Origin of the sequence: Actinokineospora guangxiensis (genome assembly GCF_042657845.1) — a bacterium.
In the GTDB taxonomy this organism is placed as follows: Bacteria; Actinomycetota; Actinomycetes; order Mycobacteriales; family Pseudonocardiaceae; genus Actinokineospora; species Actinokineospora guangxiensis.
In genome coordinates this window covers 115,590-130,305 of sequence record NZ_JBHSKF010000004.1, presented here as the reverse complement: position 1 = coordinate 130,305, position 14,716 = coordinate 115,590, and the positions used below count along the sequence as shown (strand labels likewise).

Sequence of the window (14,716 nt, the reverse complement as noted above, 5' to 3'; positions counted from 1 at the left end):
CCCCGGGGTCCGGACGGCGCTTTCGCGTTGCGGGGCCTAGTCCTCGTACGGGTTCTCCGGCTCGGGGATCTCCGAGAGGCCGGTGACCGTGAACGTCGGGACGAAGTCGGTCTCCTTGGTCGCGGTGCCCATCTGGACCTGGCCGACGGCCTCGACCCACATGTCGTTGCTGAGGCCCTCGGTGCCCGAGCCCTCCAAGGCGACCTTGACCGGGAACGCGTCCGCAGCGCAGCAGGCGATGGACAGGCGGGCCAGGTAGACCTCGTCGCCCTGGACGACGATGAAGCCGGTCAGCCGGATGGTGCGGTTCTCCAGCGAGTTGCCGGAGTCCCAGGCGGCGCGGGCGGCGAAGTCGCTCATGGCGACCGAGATGACCTCGCCCTGCGGCAGCGGCGGGAACAGCGAGGAGCCGTCGGTGCCGGAGGCGCGGCTGGCCGCGGCCGAGTTGTCGGTGCGCATGACCGAGTCCGAGCCCAGGGCCGGCGGGGCGATCAGGAAGATGGCCATGACCGGCAGAAGCAGCAGCCACGCGCTGCGCGCGGAGTGGTTGTGCTCGTGGTCGTCGTGGACATCTCCGTCGGGCCCGCCGTCGGGTCCGTGGTCTGGCCCGTGATCGGGGCGCGGGGCGACGCCGGACTGGGGGTCGTGGTCGATCTGGGCCACCTGCGCGACCTGGGCGGGCTGGGCGACGTGCGCGGCGTGCGCCTCGCCGGAAGGCGCCGCGGCGGGCTCGCGGGTGCCGATGAGGTCCTTGGCGATGGAGACCACGGCGAGCGCGACCATCACCACGCCGCCGCCGACCAGCCACGGCAGGTGCGCGGGCTTGACGTACTGCAGGTACGCGCCCGAGAAGCTGATCTTGAGCAGCGCGCCGCCCGCCAGGATCAGCAGGATGTTCTGGGTTTCGCGCCTCATCCGATCCCTCCGAGGAAGACCAGGCCCGCCAGCACCGCGCAGGCGACCGCGACCACGAAGGTGGCGGGTGCGAACCGCATGGCGAACGAGCGGCCGAACGTGCCGGTCTGCAGGGCGAACAGCTTGACGTCGATGGCCGGGCCGACGACGAGGAACACCAGCTTCGGCAGCAGCGGCATGCCCGCGATGGACGCCGCGACGAACGCGTCGGCCTCGCTGCACAGGGCCAGCAGGACCGCGAGCACCGCCATGACGATGATCCCGACGACGATCTGCTCGCCCAGGGTGTCCACCCACGAGCGCGGGATCGCCACGTTGAGCACCGCCGCGGTCAGGCCGCCGAGGACCAGGAAGCCGCCCGCGTCGACCAGGTCGGCCCGCGAGGTCTCGAAGAACATCCGCCAGCGGGCCTTGCCCTGGCGGTCGGGCAGGCGCTTCAGCGCCCGCTCGATGATCCACTCGGACTTGCCGAAGCGCGCCCACAGCCAGCCCATGACGATCGCGGTGGCCAGCGAGCCGACCAGCCGGGCGGCCACCATCTCCGGGTTGTTCGGGAACGCCACGTTGGTGGCGACCAGCACGATCGGGTTCACCGCGGGCGCGGCCAGCAGGAACGCCAGCGCGACCGAGGTCGGCACGCCCTGCTGCATCAGCCTGCGCGCCACCGGGACGGCGGCGCACTCGCAGGTCGGCAGCGCGACACCGGCGACACCGGCGACCGGCACCGCGATGGCCTGCTTCTTCGGCAGCAGCCGGTTGAGCGCCGTCGCGGGCACGAACGCCGCGATGGCGCCGCTGATCAGCACGCCGAGCACCAGGAACGGCAGGGCCTGCACGCAGACCGCCACGAAGATCGTCGCGCCGGTCTGGATGGCCGGGACGTCCAGCCACGAGGTCAGCCAGCCCTGGCCGATCAGCGCCACCACCAGCAGCCCGCAGAGGATCTCCAAGGAGGTGATCCGCCGGGCGGGCTTCTCCTCGGGTGCCCGCGGTTCGGCGGTGCTGACCTCGCTGCTCATCGGCGCTCCATCACTGCGTGCGTATATATGACTTCGGCGCATGATGCCGGCAGCGACGCCCCGGCGGTTAGCGTCGACCGGCTGGTTTGCCCGATCCGGTGTTTCCCAGCAGGTCGGTCCGCAACTGGGAAGCCGTCGACACGACCAGGACCAGCAGCGTGCCGAGCGGGGCCACGTCGAGGCCGTGCGCGGGGAAGGCGTAGCGCAGGGTCACGTCCATCCCGCGCTCGGTGTGCACGACGCCGAGCGTGCCGAAGAGGCCCTGACCAGCGCGTTCGGCGGCGGACACGGCAAGGGCGGGGTCGTCGGGCAGGTCCCAGGCGACCACGCAGGTCAGGCTGACCACGACCAGGCCCTCGGCCAGCTCCATCGCCTGCACCGCGCACGGCACCTCGCCGTGGCGGAAGGACAGCGAGCCGTCCGGGTCGGCGGTGACGTCGTGGTAGAGCTCCAGCGCCTCGCGGACGCGGTCGAGCAGCTCGGCCTCTGGCTTCATCGGGTTTCCTCGGTCTGGATTCGGGCGGCGACGTCGTCGGAGTCCTGCGCCGCGCCGAAGCGGCGGTCGCGGCGGGCGTACTCGGTCACCGCGGCCCACAGGTGGGTGCGGTCGAAGTCCGGCCAGAGCACGTCCTGGAACACCAGCTCGGCGTAGGCGGACTGCCAGAGCATGAAGTTGGACGTGCGCCGCTCCCCCGACGGCCGGATGAACAGGTCCACGTCCGGCATGTCCGGCTGGTACATGTGCTTGGCCAGGGTCCGCTCGTCGACCTTGTCGGGGTTGATCTTGCCAGCGGCGGCGAGCCGGGCGATCTCGCGCGCGGCGTCGCCGATCTCGGCGCGACCGCCGTAGTTGATGCACATGGCCAGGTGGAGCTTGTCGTTGGGCCGGGTGCGCTCGGCGGCCACCTCCAGCTCGGTGACGACGCTGCGCCACAGCCGCGGGCGCCTGCCCGCCCAGTGCATCCGCACGCCCATCTCGTCCAGGTCGTCGGTGCGGTGGCGGATGACGTCGCGGGAGAAGCCCATGATGAAGCGGATCTCCTCGGGGCTGCGCTTCCAGTTCTCGGTGGAGAACGCGTAGAGCGAGAGCCACTTGACGCCCAGCTCCAGGCAGCCGATCGCGGCCTCGACCACCCGGGCCTCGCCGCGCTTGTGGCCCTCGACGCGGGTCAGCCCGCGCTGGTTGGCCCAGCGGCCGTTGCCGTCCATGACGATGGCGATGTGGTTGGGCACCAGCTCGGCCGGGATGGCGGGCGGACGGGCGCCGGAGGGGTGGGGCTCGGGCGGCCGGATCGGCCTGCCCGCCTCGCTCCGGCTGGGCGGGCGCCGTCGCAGCACCGCGGGACCTCCGTACTCAGGGGGATGAACGCCGACGATCCTATCGACCGGGCTCAGGTGCGCTTGCGCTCGACCAGCGGCAGCGAGCGCAGCTGGCGCTCCAGGTGCCACTGCAACAGGGCGGCCACCAGCCCCGACGTCTCGCGGCGCACCGGCTCGCCGCACGCCTCGGCCACGTCCCAGGTGCCGTGCGCGAGCGCGTCCATCAGGGTCAGCACCTCGCGCGGCGGGCTGGCCGAGCCCGCGGGGCGGCAGCGCGGGCACACCGAGCCGCCCGCCTGCACGCTGAACGCCGGGTGCGGGCCGGGCTCGCCGCAGCGCGCGCACTCGGCGATCGCGGGCGCCCAGCCCGCGAAGGCCAGCGCCCGCAGCAGGAAGGCGTCGAGCACCAGCGAGGAGTCCCGCGCACCGTCGGCCAGCGCCCGCAGCGCGCCCGCGACCAGCAGGTAGAGCCGCAGTACCGGCTCGCCCTCCTCGGCGGAGAGGCGGTCGGCGGTCTCCAGGACGGCGCAGCCCGCGGTGTAGCGGCGGTAGTCGGCGGCGATGGAGGCCCCGAAGGCGTCCAGCGTCTGCACCTGGGTGATCACGTCCAGGGTGCGCCCGGTGTAGAACTGCGCGTCGACGTGCGCGAACGGCTCGACGCGCGCACCGATGCGCGAGGTCATCTTGCGCACGCCCTTGGCCACGGCGCGGACCTTGCCGTGCTTCTGGGTGAGCAGGGTGATGATGCGGTCGGCCTCGCCGAGCTTCTGCACGCGCAGCACCACTCCGGTGTCGCGGTAGAGGCTCACCGGTCGAGTCTAGATGGGCCGGTCCGGATGGGCGGTGCTAGATCGAGGACAACCCCACGATGAGCACGATGATGCCTGTCAGGCAGCCGAGTCCGCCGAGGATGGTGCCGATCAGGCAGATCGTCTTCGTGGTGTTCGACGCCGAGAGGGCCATCTGGTAGTCGCCGCGCATCTTGTGCTGGACGACCTCGTTCGACTTCATCAGCGCGAGGATTCCGAAGAGGATGCCGCCGATGAAGAAGCTGGCGATCGCCCAGCCCTTGTAGTCCGGGATGGCGTGGATGTCACCGTAGGGCTGGCCGTAGCCGGGCTGGCCGTACGGCTGCCCGTAGGGCTGGCCGTAACCGGGCTGCTGACCGTATCCGGGCTGGCCATAGGGCTGCTGACCGTAAGGCTGCTGCCCATAGGGCTGCTGCCCGTAAGGCTGCTGCTGGCCGTACGGCTGCTGCGGCTGACCGTATGGATTGGTCACGAAAGTCCCCCTGCGAAACCCGGATCGGCGATGGCTGCGCCGAAGGATAACGGGTGGCCACCGCCGTCGTGTGGCGGATTCACACGGAGAGGTGCAGGAAGGGCGGGAAGGGGAGATTCCGGACGACGAACCACAAGATCAAAAGTGGAATGACCACGTGCGGGGTGTATTTCCAGTGCAGCCACGTGCGCACATGGCGCCCGCGCAGCCTGCCCACCGCCCACGCGACGACGGCCCAGGCGAACAGGCCGATGAAGACCAGCGACACCGCGTTGTAGCGCAGAGCCGCCCAGAGGTCGCCGTGCAGCAGGCTGTAGAGCATCCGCATGCCGCCGCACCCCGGGCAGCACAGCCCCGCCAGCGACTTCGTCGGGCACGTCGGCAGCCAGCCGCCGGGGGTCGTGGGGTCATCGGCCAGCACCGCGGCGCACACCCCGACCGCGAGCGCGCCGATGGCCAGCGGCGGACCCAGCGCCCGCCCCGGCGACCGCCGGGGCATGAAGACCATCAGAAGCCGAGCCTGCGCAGCTGGCGCGGGTCGCGCTGCCAGTCCTTGGCGACCTTCACGTGCAGGTCGAGGTAGACGCGGGTGCCCAGCAGCGACTCGATCTGCCGCCGCGCCGCCGTGCCCACCTGCTTGAGCCGCTCGCCGCGGTGGCCGAGGATGATGCCCTTCTGGCTGGGCCGCTCCACGAAGACGAACGCGTGCACGTCCAGCAGGTCGTCACGACCCTCGCGGGGCACCATCTCCTCGACGGTGACGGCGATCGAGTGCGGCAGCTCGTCGCGCACCCCCTCCAGCGCCGCCTCCCTGATCAGCTCGCCGACCAGCACCATCTCGGGCTCGTCGGTCAGCTCGCCGCCCGGGTACAGCGCCGGGCCCTCGGGCAGGCGCGCGACCAGCAGGTCGGCCAGCGTGCCCACCTGGTAGCCGTCCTTGGCCGACACCGGGACCAGCTCGGCGAAGTCGAAGGCCTCCTGCAGGGCGAGCAGCTGCTCGGCCACCCGCTCCGGCGGCACCAGGTCGGTCTTGGTGACGATCCCGACCACCGGCGTCTTGCGGGCCACCTTGACCAGCTCGCCGAGGATGAACTTGTCGCCGGGACCGACCTTCTGGTCGGCGGGCGCGCAGAAGCCGACGACGTCCACTTCGGACCACGTCTGGCGGACGACGTCGTTGAGCCGCTCGCCCAGCAGCGTCCTGGGGCGGTGCAGGCCGGGGGTGTCCACCAGCACCAGCTGCGCGTCCGCGCGGTGCACGATCCCGCGGATCGCGTGCCGGGTGGTCTGCGGCTTGCTGGAGGTGATGGCGACCTTGCCGCCGACGAGGGAGTTGGTCAGCGTGGACTTGCCCGCGTTGGGCCGCCCCACGAAGCAGGCGAACCCGGACCGGTGCGTGTCACTCACCGGGCTATTGTGCCCCGCGCTGCCCCGGGGCGGTGATGCGGTGCAGCTCCAGGACGTCCGGCAGCGGCGCGACTCCCGGCCCGCCCGAGGTCAGCCACGCCTCGATGTCGTCGAGGACCGCGTCGGAGAGCACCCAGCCCAGCCACACCGGCTTGGCGCCGGGCGCCTGCACGACGACCACGTTGGAGGTCTCGCAGGTGTCCAGGCACTCGGCCAGCCGCACCGTCGCGCCGACCTTCTCGCCGATCGCGCGCAGCCGCGCGACCTGGGCGCCGTGGTCGACCTCGGGGTGCTTGCGCACCGACCCGCAGCAGCAGTCCCGGCAGACGGTGACCCTCACGTGAGGGTGTCGAGCACCGTGCCGGAGGCGTCGGCGCGCAGCACCGGCGCGTCCGGGGCCAGGTCGCGCACCGCGGCGACGGAGTCGGCGTCCACGGTGTCGGCGGCGGTGACCACGGCGGCGGCCTCCAGGCCGGGCGCGCCGCTGGAGACCGCGGCGGCCACGGCGGCCTGCAGCGCGGTCAGCTTCAGCGAGGGCAGCTCGACGGTGGAAGCGGCGTAGGTGCGGCCGTCGGTGTCGCGGACCGCGGCGCCCTCGGCGGCCCCGGTGCGCGCCCGGCTCGACCGCGCCAGGGTGACGATCTTGGCGTCCTCCGGGTCCAGCTCAGCCACGGTCACCGCTCCTCTCGTCCACGGCCTTGTCGAGCTGCTCCTCGACCGGCTCGTCGCTCTCCGCGCGGCGGACGACCACCGAGGTGATGCGCACCCGGCCGCGGTTGTCCTTGCCGCCTTCCGCACGGAACCGTAGCCCGGTGATCTCCGCCTCCGCGCCGGGGAGTGGCACACGTCCCAGCCGCTGGGCCAGCAGCCCGCCGACGGTCTCCACGTCCGGGTCCTCCAGCACCAGGCCGAACAGCGAGCCGAGGTCCTCCACCGGCAGCCGGGAGCTGACCCGCACGGCGCCGTCCTCCAGGTGCTCCACCGGGGGCCGGTCGTCGGTGTCGGACTCGTCGGTGATCTCGCCGACGATCTCCTCCAGGATGTCCTCGATGGTCAGCAGGCCCGCGGTGCCGCCGTACTCGTCCACCGCGATGGCCAGGTGGTTCTTCGACTGCTGCATCTCGCGCAGCAGGTCGTCGACCCGCTTGGTGTCGGGGACGAACACCGCGGGGTGCATCAGCTCGACCACCGTGCGGTTCTCCGCGCCCGGCTCCATCCAGGCGCGCACCAGGCCCTTGAGGGTCACCGTGCCGACGATGTCGTCCACGCTCTCGCCGATGACCGGCAGCCTGCTGTAGCCGGTGCGCAGCGACAGGGCCAGCGCCTGGCGGACGGTCTTGGTCTGCTCGATCCACACCATCTCGGTGCGCGGCACCATCACCTCGCGGGCGATCGTGTCGCGCAGCTCGAACACCGAGTGGATCATCTCCCGCTCGTCGGCGTCGACCACGCCGCGCTCCTCGGCCATGTCGACCAGCTCGCGCAGCTCGACCTCGGAGGAGAACGGGCCCTCGCGGAAGCCCTTGCCCGGGGTGATCGCGTTGCCGATGAGGATCAGCAGCCGCGACAGCGGCCCGAGCAGCCGGCCGAGGACCCGCACCGGCCCGGCCATGAGCAGCCCGACGCCGTAGGGGTGCTGGCGGCCGATCGTGCGCGGGCCGACGCCGACCAGCACGTAGGAGACGACGATCATGCCGGTGGTGGCGATCAGGCCCGCCACCAGACCGGGCTCGATGGTGCGCAGGCAGACCGCGGCGACCAGCACCGTGGCGGCCAGCTCGCAGCTCAGCCGCAGCAGGAGCAGCAGGTTGATGTGCCGGGGCCGCTCGTCGAGCACCGAGGCGAGCTGCCTGGCGCCCGCCCTGCCCTGCCTGACCAGGCCGTCGACGCGGGCCTTGGACACCGTGGAGAGCGCGGCGTCGGCCGCGGCGAACACCCCGGCGGCCAACACCAGCACCACGGCGACGATGAGCAGTCCCACCGAATCCGCAGACACCCCAGTCCTCCGTCAGCGCCGGTCGTCGTCGGATGCGGCGGAGTCGGACTTGGCGAGCCCGACGGCCCCGAGGAGCTTGTCGTCCTCGACCCGCTGCGCCGCGCGCCGCTTGGCGTCGGCGGTGGCGGTCTTGAAGTCGGCGAGGATGCGCTTCTGCAGCGTGAACATCTCGCGCTCCTCGGCGGGCTCGGCGTGGTCGTAGCCGAGCAGGTGCAGCACGCCGTGCACGGTGAGCAGGTGCAGCTCCTCACCGAGGCTGTGCCCGGCCTTGCGGGCCTGCTCCTTGGCGAACTCCGGGCACAGGACGATGTCGCCGAGCAGCGCCGGACCCATGTCCGAGGCGTCGGGGCGGCGGGCGTTGTCCAGCTCGTCCATCGGGAAGGCCATCACGTCGGTGGGACCGGGCAGGTCCATCCACCGCTCGTGCAGGTCGGCCATGACGTCCAGCTCCACCAGCAGCACGGACAGCTCGGCCAGCGCGCTCACGTTCATCCGGTCCAGCGCGAACCGCGCCGCGGCGACGATCGACGCCTCGTCGACCGCCACCCCCGACTCGTTCGCAATCTCGATGCTCACCGGGCCATTGTTCCTGGTCTGACGGGTCCGGGGTCTAGCGCCCCTGCCTGCGCCCCGCCCTGACCCTGGCGGGCTCGGCCTTCGCCTCCTGGGAGTCCGTCCACCGCTCGTAGGCGTCGACGATGTCGCCGACCAGCCGGTGCCGGACCACGTCACCGCTGGTCAGGGTGGAGAAGTGCACGTCATCGATGCCTTCGAGGATGTCCTTGACGACCCGCAGACCGCTGCGCTGCCCACCGGGCAGGTCGACCTGCGTGATGTCCCCGGTGACGACGATCTTTGAGCCGAAGCCCAACCGGGTCAGGAACATCTTCATCTGCTCGGGCGTGGTGTTCTGCGCCTCGTCCAGGATGATGAAGGCGTCATTCAACGTCCTACCGCGCATGTATGCCAGGGGGGCGACCTCGATGGTGCCCGCGGACATGAGCCTGGGGATGGAGTCCGGGTCGACCATGTCGTGGAGGGCGTCGTAGAGGGGGCGCAGGTATGGGTCGATCTTCTCGAAGAGGGTGCCGGGGAGGAAGCCGAGGCGTTCGCCCGCTTCGACGGCGGGGCGGGTGAGGATGATGCGGTTGACCTGCTTGGCCTGCAGGGCCTGGACGGCCTTGGCCATCGCCAGGTAGGTCTTGCCGGTGCCTGCGGGGCCGATGCCGAAGACGACGGTGTTCTCGTCGATGGCGTCGACGTAGCGCTTCTGGTTCAGGGTCTTCGGGCGGATCGTCTTGCCGCGCCGGGACAGGATGTCCAGGCTCAGGACCTCGGCGGGGGACTCGGCCGTGCCCGCCGACAGCATGGCGACGGTGCGGCGGACCGCGTCGGGGCCGACCTGGTGGCCGCGGGCGGCGAGGGTCACCAGTTCGGAGAAGACGCGCTCGGCGAAGGCGACGTCGGCGGGGGTGCCCGAGAGGGTCACCTCGTTGCCGCGGACGTGGACGTCGGCGTCGAGCAGTTCCTCGGCGATCCGCAGGTTCTCGTCGCGGGAACCGAGCAGGGCCAGCACGGCCCCTTCCGGGATCGCGAACCGGGACTGGGCGTCGCGCGCGGCGTCCTGGGGGGCGTCGTCCTGTGCGCTACCGGTCGTCACGTGCTCTGGATCCTGCCTTCTGCGCCCGCGCGCTGATGTCGGTTCTGGCCCTGTCGATGCTAGACCTGTGCACCGACACCGCGCACCGGAGAAACGCGCTAGCGGCCGAAGCCCGCGAGCTGTTCACCACCGAGGACGTGCAGGTGCGCGTGGAAGACGGTGCGGCAGGCGTCGTCGCCGGTGTTGAAGACGAGGCGGTAGCCGGATTCGGCGATGCCCTCGATGCCCGCGACCTCGGCGGCGCCGGCGATCACGTCGGCGAGCAGCTGGGGGTCGCCCGAGAGGGCAGCGGCGTCCTCGTGGTGGGCCTTGGGGACGACCAGCACGTGCACCTTGGCCTGCGGGTTGATGTCGCGGAACGCGAGGACGGTCTCCGTCTCGTGGACCTTGGTCGACGGGATCTCGCCGGCGATGATCCGGCAGAACAGGCACTCGCTCATGCCTGGAGAACCTAGTGGAAGAGGCCGCGCGGGCGGTGGAACCTGGGGGTCGTCCCACCGCCCCGCGCGGCACCGCCGGACCGAGGGGGGAGGTGTCCGGCGGTCGTCGTCCCGGTTCGGCCTGACTGGTTCCTTTGGCCGATCCTGGTCAGCGAAGCGTAACTCGACCGCGGAGGGTTCCGCCACCGCGAGATGTCCGAATTGGGACCTACTGCCAGCGCGGTGTCAGCGCGCCGATCGCGCCGAGGGCGACGGCGGCGGCGGTCGAGGTGCGCAGGACGGACGGGCCGAGGCGGACGGGGGTGGCTCCGGCGCTGGTCAGGGCGTCGAGTTCGGTCGGGTCGATGCCGCCTTCCGGGCCGACGACCAGGAGAATGTCGCCCTCACCTGGCAATGTGACCTCGGCGAGCGGGCGGGCCGTGCCCGCTTCGAGCACGAGCGCGAGCGCGGCCGCTCCCACGCGCTGGGACAGGCCGTCCAGGTCCACCGGGTCGGCGACGTCGGGCAGCCACGCGCGGCGGGACTGCTTGCCCGCCTCGCGGGCTGTGGAGCGCCACTTGGCGAGGGCCTTGTCGCCGCGCGGACCGGTCTCCCACTTGGCGATGCTGCGCCGGGCGCGCCACGGGACGATCTCGTCGGCGCCCGCCTCGGTGGCGAGTTCGACGGCGAGTTCACCGCGGTCGCCCTTGACCAGCGCCTGCACGACGACGACGCGGGGGGCGGGGGCGGGCTCGGTCCAGCGCCGCTCGACGGTGAGGTCGAGGGTGTCCTTGCCCGCCGCCGCCACGACGCAGCGCGCGACCGTGCCGCGTCCGTCGCTGACCTGGAGCCGCTCGCCCGCGCGCAGCCTGCGCACGGCCGCGGCGTGGCGGCCTTCCTGGCCGTCGAGGGTGAAGTCGGCGGACGGGACCGACTCCACGAGGAACTGCGCCAGGGTCACCGCGGGTGCCGGGAGCGCAGGCGGGAGAACAGCCCGCCACCGCTACGGCCGGCGCTGGCCAGCGTGCTCTCCTCCTCGCCGCGCAGGGTGGCCAGTTCGCGCAGCAGCTCGGCCTGCCGGGCGTCGAGCTTGGTGGGGATCTCGACCTCGATGTGCACGTGCAGGTCGCCGCGGCCGTCGACGCGGCCGGTGGAGCGCAGCCTGGGCAGGCCGCGGCCGGACATGACCAGCTCGGTGCCTGCCTGGGTGCCGGGGGTGACCTCCAGCTCGACCTGGTCCTCCAGGGTGTCGAGCTTGAGGACCGCGCCGAGGGCGGCGGTGGTCATCGGGACGCGCAGGGTGCAGTGCAGGTCCGCGCCCGCGCGTTCGAAGGTGTGGTGGGGCAGCTCCTGCACCTCGACGTACAGGTCGCCCGCCGGGCCGCCGCCGGGGCCGACCTCGCCCTGGCCGGACAGGCGCACCCGCATGCCGTCGGCGACGCCGGGCGGGATCTTGGCGGTGATGGTGCGCCGGGAGCGGACGCGGCCTTCGCCGATGCAGGTGCCGCACGGCTCGGGGATGATCTCGCCGTAGCCGCGGCAGGCCGGGCAGGCGCGGGCGGTGACGACCTGGCCGAGGAAGGAGCGCTGCACGGACTGGACCTCGCCGCGGCCGCCGCAGGTGTCGCACTGGGTCGGGCTGGTGCCCGCCGCGCAGCCGGAGCCGCGGCAGGTCGAGCACAGGATGGCCGTGTCGACGGTGATGTCACGGCTGACGCCGGTGTTGCACTCCTCCAGCGTCAGCTCGATGCGCAGCAGCGCGTCGGAGCCGGGCTGCACGCGGCTGCGCGGGCCGCGGCCTCCGCCGCCGCCCGCGGCGGCGCCGAAGAAGGCGTCCATGATGTCGCCGAGGCCGAACCCGCCGAACGGGTCGCGCCCGCCGCCGGAGGCCGCGCCGTTGGACAGCGGGTCGCCGCCCATGTCGACGATCTTGCGCTTCTGTGGGTCGGACAGGACCTCGTAGCAGGCGGTGACCTCGCGGAACCGCTGTTGGGCGGCCTCGTCGGGGTTGACGTCCGGGTGCAGTTCGCGGGCCAGCTTGCGGTACGCGCGCTTGATCTCGTCGGCGCTCGCGTCCTGGCGCACGCCCAGCGTGCCGTAGTAGTCCCTCGCCACCGTGTTCCTCCTGCCCTGAGAACCCCAGGGCTCCCTCGATCGCTTCCCCCGCCTACTGGCTGAGGATCTCTCCGACGTAGTTGGCCACCGCGCGGACGGCGGCGATGTTGGTCGGGTAGTCCATGCGTGTCGGCCCGACGACGCCGAGCCCGCCGAGGTGTCCCCCGCCGAGCCTGCCGTAGCCGATGGACACCACCGACGTGCTGCGCATCTGCTCGGCCTCGTTCTCCTCGCCGATGCGCACGGTGATGGTGCGCTTGTCGTCCGCGGCGGCCAGCAGCTTCAGCACGACGACCTGCTCCTCCAGGGCTTCGAGCACCTGGCGCAGGGAGTTCGGGAAGTCCGTGGCGCTGCGGGTGAGGTTGGCGGTGCCGCCGAGCACCAGCCGCTCCTCGGGGTGTTCCACCAGCGACTCCACCAGCACGGTGCTGATCTTGAGCACGTGGTCGCGCAGGTCGCCGGGCGCGGTCTCGGGCAGCTCGGCGACCTTGGCAGCGGCCTCGGTCAGGCGCCTGCCGGTGAGCGCGGTGTTGAGCATGGCGCGCAGCCGGGCGACGGACTCGTCGGTGACGACGTCGCCCAGGTCGACCATGCGCTGGTCGACGCGGCCGGTGTCGGTGATCAGGACGAGCATCAGCCGGGCCGGGGTGATGCCGACGACCTCGACGTGGCGCACCGTGGAGGTGGTCAGCGTCGGGTACTGGATGACCGCGACCTGGCGGGTGAGCTGGGCGAGCAGCCGCACGCTGCGCCGCATGACGTCGTCGAGGTCGATGGCGCCGTCGAGGAAGCTGCGAATGGCCCTGCGCTCGGCCGAGGACAGCGGCTTGACCTCGCTGAGCCGGTCCACGAAGAGGCGGTAGCCCTTGTCGGTGGGGATGCGCCCGGCGCTGGTGTGCGGCTGGGTGATGTAGCCGTCCTCCTCCAGCGCGGCCATGTCGTTGCGCACCGTCGCGCTGGAGACGCCGAGGTTGTGGCGCTCCACGATGGCCTTGGACGCGACGGGCTCGCTGTCGCGGACGTAGTCGGCGACGATGGCGCGCAAGACCTCGAACCGGCGCTCGTCGGCGCTGCTCACGGCCACCTCCCTGGTCGGTCGTCGGCTCAAACCTGCTGGTCCCGACTCAAGTTTACGGAGCGATGCCGACGATGTGGTCAGTCGGCCTCTGATCACGGTTCGACAAATTGCCGGAGTGCCCTTGCGCACGCCGTCTGGTCTGTCCGAATCTTCATGCCTGCCGAGGGTGAAGGAGCCCTGGATGGAAGCCTCGTCAACGCTGACCACGGTGTTCCTGCCGGTCGCGCTCGCGATCGTCATGTTCGGCCTCGGCCTGCACCTGACCGTGGCCGACTTCACCAGGGTCGCGAAGGTGCCCAAGGCGGCGCTGCTGGCGCTCGTCACGCAGATCGTGGTGCTGCCGCTGGTGTGCCTCGGCCTGGTCCTGGTCTTCGACCTGGACCCGCTGCTGGCGGTGGGCATGATGCTGCTGGCCGCCTCGCCCGGCGGGACGACGGCCAACATCTTCAGCCACCTGGCAGGCGGCGACGTCGCGCTGAACATCACCCTGACGGCGATCAACTCGGTGCTGGCCGTGGTCACGCTGCCGATCGTGGTGAACCTGTCGATCGCGGGCTTCCTCGGCTCGGACACCTCGATCGGTCTCCAGCCCGCCAAGATGCTGCAGGTCTTCGCCATCGTGCTGATCCCGGTGGTGCTCGGCATGGCGGTGCGCAAGCGGTGGCCGGACTTCGCCGACCGGATGACCAAGCCGGTCAAGATCGCCTCGATGGTGGTGCTGGCCGCGGTGATCATCGGCGCGATCGTGGCCGAGCGGGAGAACTTCGTGGACTACATGCGCCAGGTAGGGCTGGTGTCGCTGCTCCTGGTGCTGATCAGCCTGGGGCTGGGCTACTGGATTCCGCGGCTGGCGAGGGTGGAGCGCAAGCAGGCGATCGCGTCGTCCTTCGAGGTGGGCATCCACAACTCGACGCTGGCGATCACCATCGCCCTGTCGCCGACGCTGCTCGACAACGGGACGATGGCCGTGCCCGCGGCGGTCTACGGGGTGATCATGTTCATCCCGGCCGCGATCCTGGCCTACTGGGTCGGCGGGCGGAGCCGGGAGCCCGCTTCCCAGTCGTAGTAATCGGGGTTGTCGGGACTGTCGGGATTGTCGGGGTCGTCGGGGTCGTCCCAGTCCTCGCCGAGGTCGAGGTCGTCCAGGTCGTCGGCCGGGGGTGCGGGCGTGCCGCCGGACTCCAGGTTGCGCAGCGCGGCCACGGCGGCGACGCGCAGGATGGGGTCGCCGCGCTCGGCGGCCTCGGTGATGATCGACGCCGAGCCGTCGCCGCCGATGGCGCTGGCCAGGTAGACGGCCTTGGCGGCGAGCAGGGTGTCGTCGCCGGTGGCCAGCTCGGCCAGGTGCGGCAGGGCGGCCGAGCCGAGGGAAGCCGCTCGGGTGTAGTCGACCTCGGCGGCGTCCAGCACGCTCCGGACATCCCGCATCGTCACCATGTCGCGCTCCTACTCGGCGTGGGTGCCTGGCAAGAGCGGCGTGGCCGCCGCTAGATACCTCCGCACGGC

The 14,716-nt window shown here is 71.8% G+C and carries 19 protein-coding genes; 1 reads left to right on the top strand and 18 read right to left on the bottom strand.

From position 1 onward, the window contains the following. Positions 1 to 36 precede the first annotated feature (36 nt). From ACFPM7_RS10845 to hrcA, 17 genes are all read right to left on the bottom strand, one after another. Positions 37 to 915: a TIGR03943 family putative permease subunit gene (locus ACFPM7_RS10845; protein WP_378246635.1), complete on the bottom strand. Its 879-nt coding sequence runs from the start codon at positions 913 to 915 to the stop codon at positions 37 to 39. Continuing rightward, on the bottom strand, positions 912 to 1,934 hold the full coding sequence (locus ACFPM7_RS10840) for a permease (RefSeq protein ID WP_378246633.1): 1,023 nt from the start codon (positions 1,932 to 1,934) through the stop codon (positions 912 to 914). The genes ACFPM7_RS10845 and ACFPM7_RS10840 overlap by 4 nt, the downstream gene beginning before the upstream one ends. A gap of 67 nt (positions 1,935 to 2,001) precedes the next feature. After that, the gene (locus ACFPM7_RS10835; RefSeq protein WP_378246631.1) at positions 2,002 to 2,430 is read right to left on the bottom strand and encodes a hypothetical protein; all 429 of its coding nucleotides are present in this window, start codon (positions 2,428 to 2,430) and stop codon (positions 2,002 to 2,004) included. Next, positions 2,427 to 3,272, bottom strand: a complete 846-nt coding sequence (locus ACFPM7_RS10830) for an isoprenyl transferase (protein WP_378246629.1) — start codon at positions 3,270 to 3,272, stop codon at positions 2,427 to 2,429. Before ACFPM7_RS10830 ends, ACFPM7_RS10835 begins: the two co-directional genes overlap by 4 nt. 53 nt (positions 3,273 to 3,325) lie before the next feature. Further along, positions 3,326 to 4,063 (bottom strand): DNA repair protein RecO, encoded by a 738-nt coding sequence (gene recO / locus ACFPM7_RS10825; protein WP_378246627.1) that lies wholly within the window; start codon positions 4,061 to 4,063, stop codon positions 3,326 to 3,328. A 37-nt stretch (positions 4,064 to 4,100) separates the two neighbouring features. After that, on the bottom strand, positions 4,101 to 4,535 hold the full coding sequence (locus ACFPM7_RS10820; protein WP_378246625.1) for a CD225/dispanin family protein: 435 nt from the start codon (positions 4,533 to 4,535) through the stop codon (positions 4,101 to 4,103). A 79-nt stretch (positions 4,536 to 4,614) separates the two neighbouring features. Continuing rightward, complete coding sequence (locus tag ACFPM7_RS10815; protein WP_378246623.1) at positions 4,615 to 5,043, bottom strand: DUF2752 domain-containing protein; 429 nt, start codon at positions 5,041 to 5,043, stop codon at positions 4,615 to 4,617. After that, positions 5,043 to 5,942, bottom strand: coding sequence for a GTPase Era (gene era, locus ACFPM7_RS10810; RefSeq protein ID WP_378246621.1), 900 nt, complete (start codon positions 5,940 to 5,942; stop codon positions 5,043 to 5,045). The genes ACFPM7_RS10815 and era overlap by 1 nt, the downstream gene beginning before the upstream one ends. Before the next feature lie 4 nt (positions 5,943 to 5,946). Beyond that, a complete protein-coding gene (locus ACFPM7_RS10805) occupies positions 5,947 to 6,282 on the bottom strand; it encodes a (2Fe-2S) ferredoxin domain-containing protein (RefSeq protein WP_378246619.1) in 336 nt (111 codons plus the stop codon). Beyond that, complete coding sequence (locus ACFPM7_RS10800) at positions 6,279 to 6,614, bottom strand: cytidine deaminase (RefSeq protein ID WP_378246617.1); 336 nt, start codon at positions 6,612 to 6,614, stop codon at positions 6,279 to 6,281. Before ACFPM7_RS10800 ends, ACFPM7_RS10805 begins: the two co-directional genes overlap by 4 nt. Further along, entirely contained in the window at positions 6,607 to 7,938 is a 1,332-nt protein-coding gene (locus ACFPM7_RS10795; RefSeq protein WP_378246615.1) for a hemolysin family protein, read from the bottom strand. The genes ACFPM7_RS10800 and ACFPM7_RS10795 overlap by 8 nt, the downstream gene beginning before the upstream one ends. A gap of 12 nt (positions 7,939 to 7,950) precedes the next feature. After that, on the bottom strand, positions 7,951 to 8,514 hold the full coding sequence (gene ybeY, locus ACFPM7_RS10790) for an rRNA maturation RNase YbeY (RefSeq protein ID WP_378246613.1): 564 nt from the start codon (positions 8,512 to 8,514) through the stop codon (positions 7,951 to 7,953). Between the two features lie 34 nt (positions 8,515 to 8,548). Continuing rightward, entirely contained in the window at positions 8,549 to 9,598 is a 1,050-nt protein-coding gene (locus ACFPM7_RS10785; protein ID WP_378246611.1) for a PhoH family protein, read from the bottom strand. A 98-nt stretch (positions 9,599 to 9,696) separates the two neighbouring features. Beyond that, on the bottom strand, positions 9,697 to 10,038 hold the full coding sequence (locus tag ACFPM7_RS10780) for a histidine triad nucleotide-binding protein (RefSeq protein WP_378246609.1): 342 nt from the start codon (positions 10,036 to 10,038) through the stop codon (positions 9,697 to 9,699). A gap of 208 nt (positions 10,039 to 10,246) precedes the next feature. Continuing rightward, complete coding sequence (locus ACFPM7_RS10775; protein ID WP_378246607.1) at positions 10,247 to 10,978, bottom strand: 16S rRNA (uracil(1498)-N(3))-methyltransferase; 732 nt, start codon at positions 10,976 to 10,978, stop codon at positions 10,247 to 10,249. Beyond that, positions 10,975 to 12,132, bottom strand: coding sequence for a molecular chaperone DnaJ (gene dnaJ, locus ACFPM7_RS10770; RefSeq protein ID WP_378246605.1), 1,158 nt, complete (start codon positions 12,130 to 12,132; stop codon positions 10,975 to 10,977). Before dnaJ ends, ACFPM7_RS10775 begins: the two co-directional genes overlap by 4 nt. A 52-nt stretch (positions 12,133 to 12,184) precedes the next feature. Continuing rightward, positions 12,185 to 13,210, bottom strand: a complete 1,026-nt coding sequence (hrcA, locus tag ACFPM7_RS10765) for a heat-inducible transcriptional repressor HrcA (protein ID WP_378246603.1) — start codon at positions 13,208 to 13,210, stop codon at positions 12,185 to 12,187. Between the two features lie 181 nt (positions 13,211 to 13,391). Here hrcA and ACFPM7_RS10760 point away from each other — a divergent pair, with 181 nt between their 5' ends. Continuing rightward, positions 13,392 to 14,276, top strand: a complete 885-nt coding sequence (locus ACFPM7_RS10760; RefSeq protein WP_378246601.1) for a bile acid:sodium symporter family protein — start codon at positions 13,392 to 13,394, stop codon at positions 14,274 to 14,276. Here the strand turns inward: ACFPM7_RS10760 and ACFPM7_RS10755 are convergent. Continuing rightward, positions 14,231 to 14,647, bottom strand: coding sequence for a hypothetical protein (locus ACFPM7_RS10755; protein ID WP_378246599.1), 417 nt, complete (start codon positions 14,645 to 14,647; stop codon positions 14,231 to 14,233). The genes ACFPM7_RS10760 and ACFPM7_RS10755 overlap by 46 nt on opposite strands. Positions 14,648 to 14,716 lie beyond the last annotated feature (69 nt).

Coding starts and splice junctions, on each gene's coding strand:
- ACFPM7_RS10760 (WP_378246601.1), top strand. CDS start 13,392: ATGGAAGCCTCGTCAACGCTGACCACGGTGTTCCTGCCGGTCGCGCTC.
- ACFPM7_RS10840 (WP_378246633.1), bottom strand. CDS start 1,934: ATGAGCAGCGAGGTCAGCACCGCCGAACCGCGGGCACCCGAGGAGAAG.
- ACFPM7_RS10755 (WP_378246599.1), bottom strand. CDS start 14,647: ATGGTGACGATGCGGGATGTCCGGAGCGTGCTGGACGCCGCCGAGGTC.
- ACFPM7_RS10780 (WP_378246609.1), bottom strand. CDS start 10,038: ATGAGCGAGTGCCTGTTCTGCCGGATCATCGCCGGCGAGATCCCGTCG.
- ACFPM7_RS10845 (WP_378246635.1), bottom strand. CDS start 915: ATGAGGCGCGAAACCCAGAACATCCTGCTGATCCTGGCGGGCGGCGCG.
- ACFPM7_RS10835 (WP_378246631.1), bottom strand. CDS start 2,430: ATGAAGCCAGAGGCCGAGCTGCTCGACCGCGTCCGCGAGGCGCTGGAG.
- ACFPM7_RS10815 (WP_378246623.1), bottom strand. CDS start 5,043: ATGGTCTTCATGCCCCGGCGGTCGCCGGGGCGGGCGCTGGGTCCGCCG.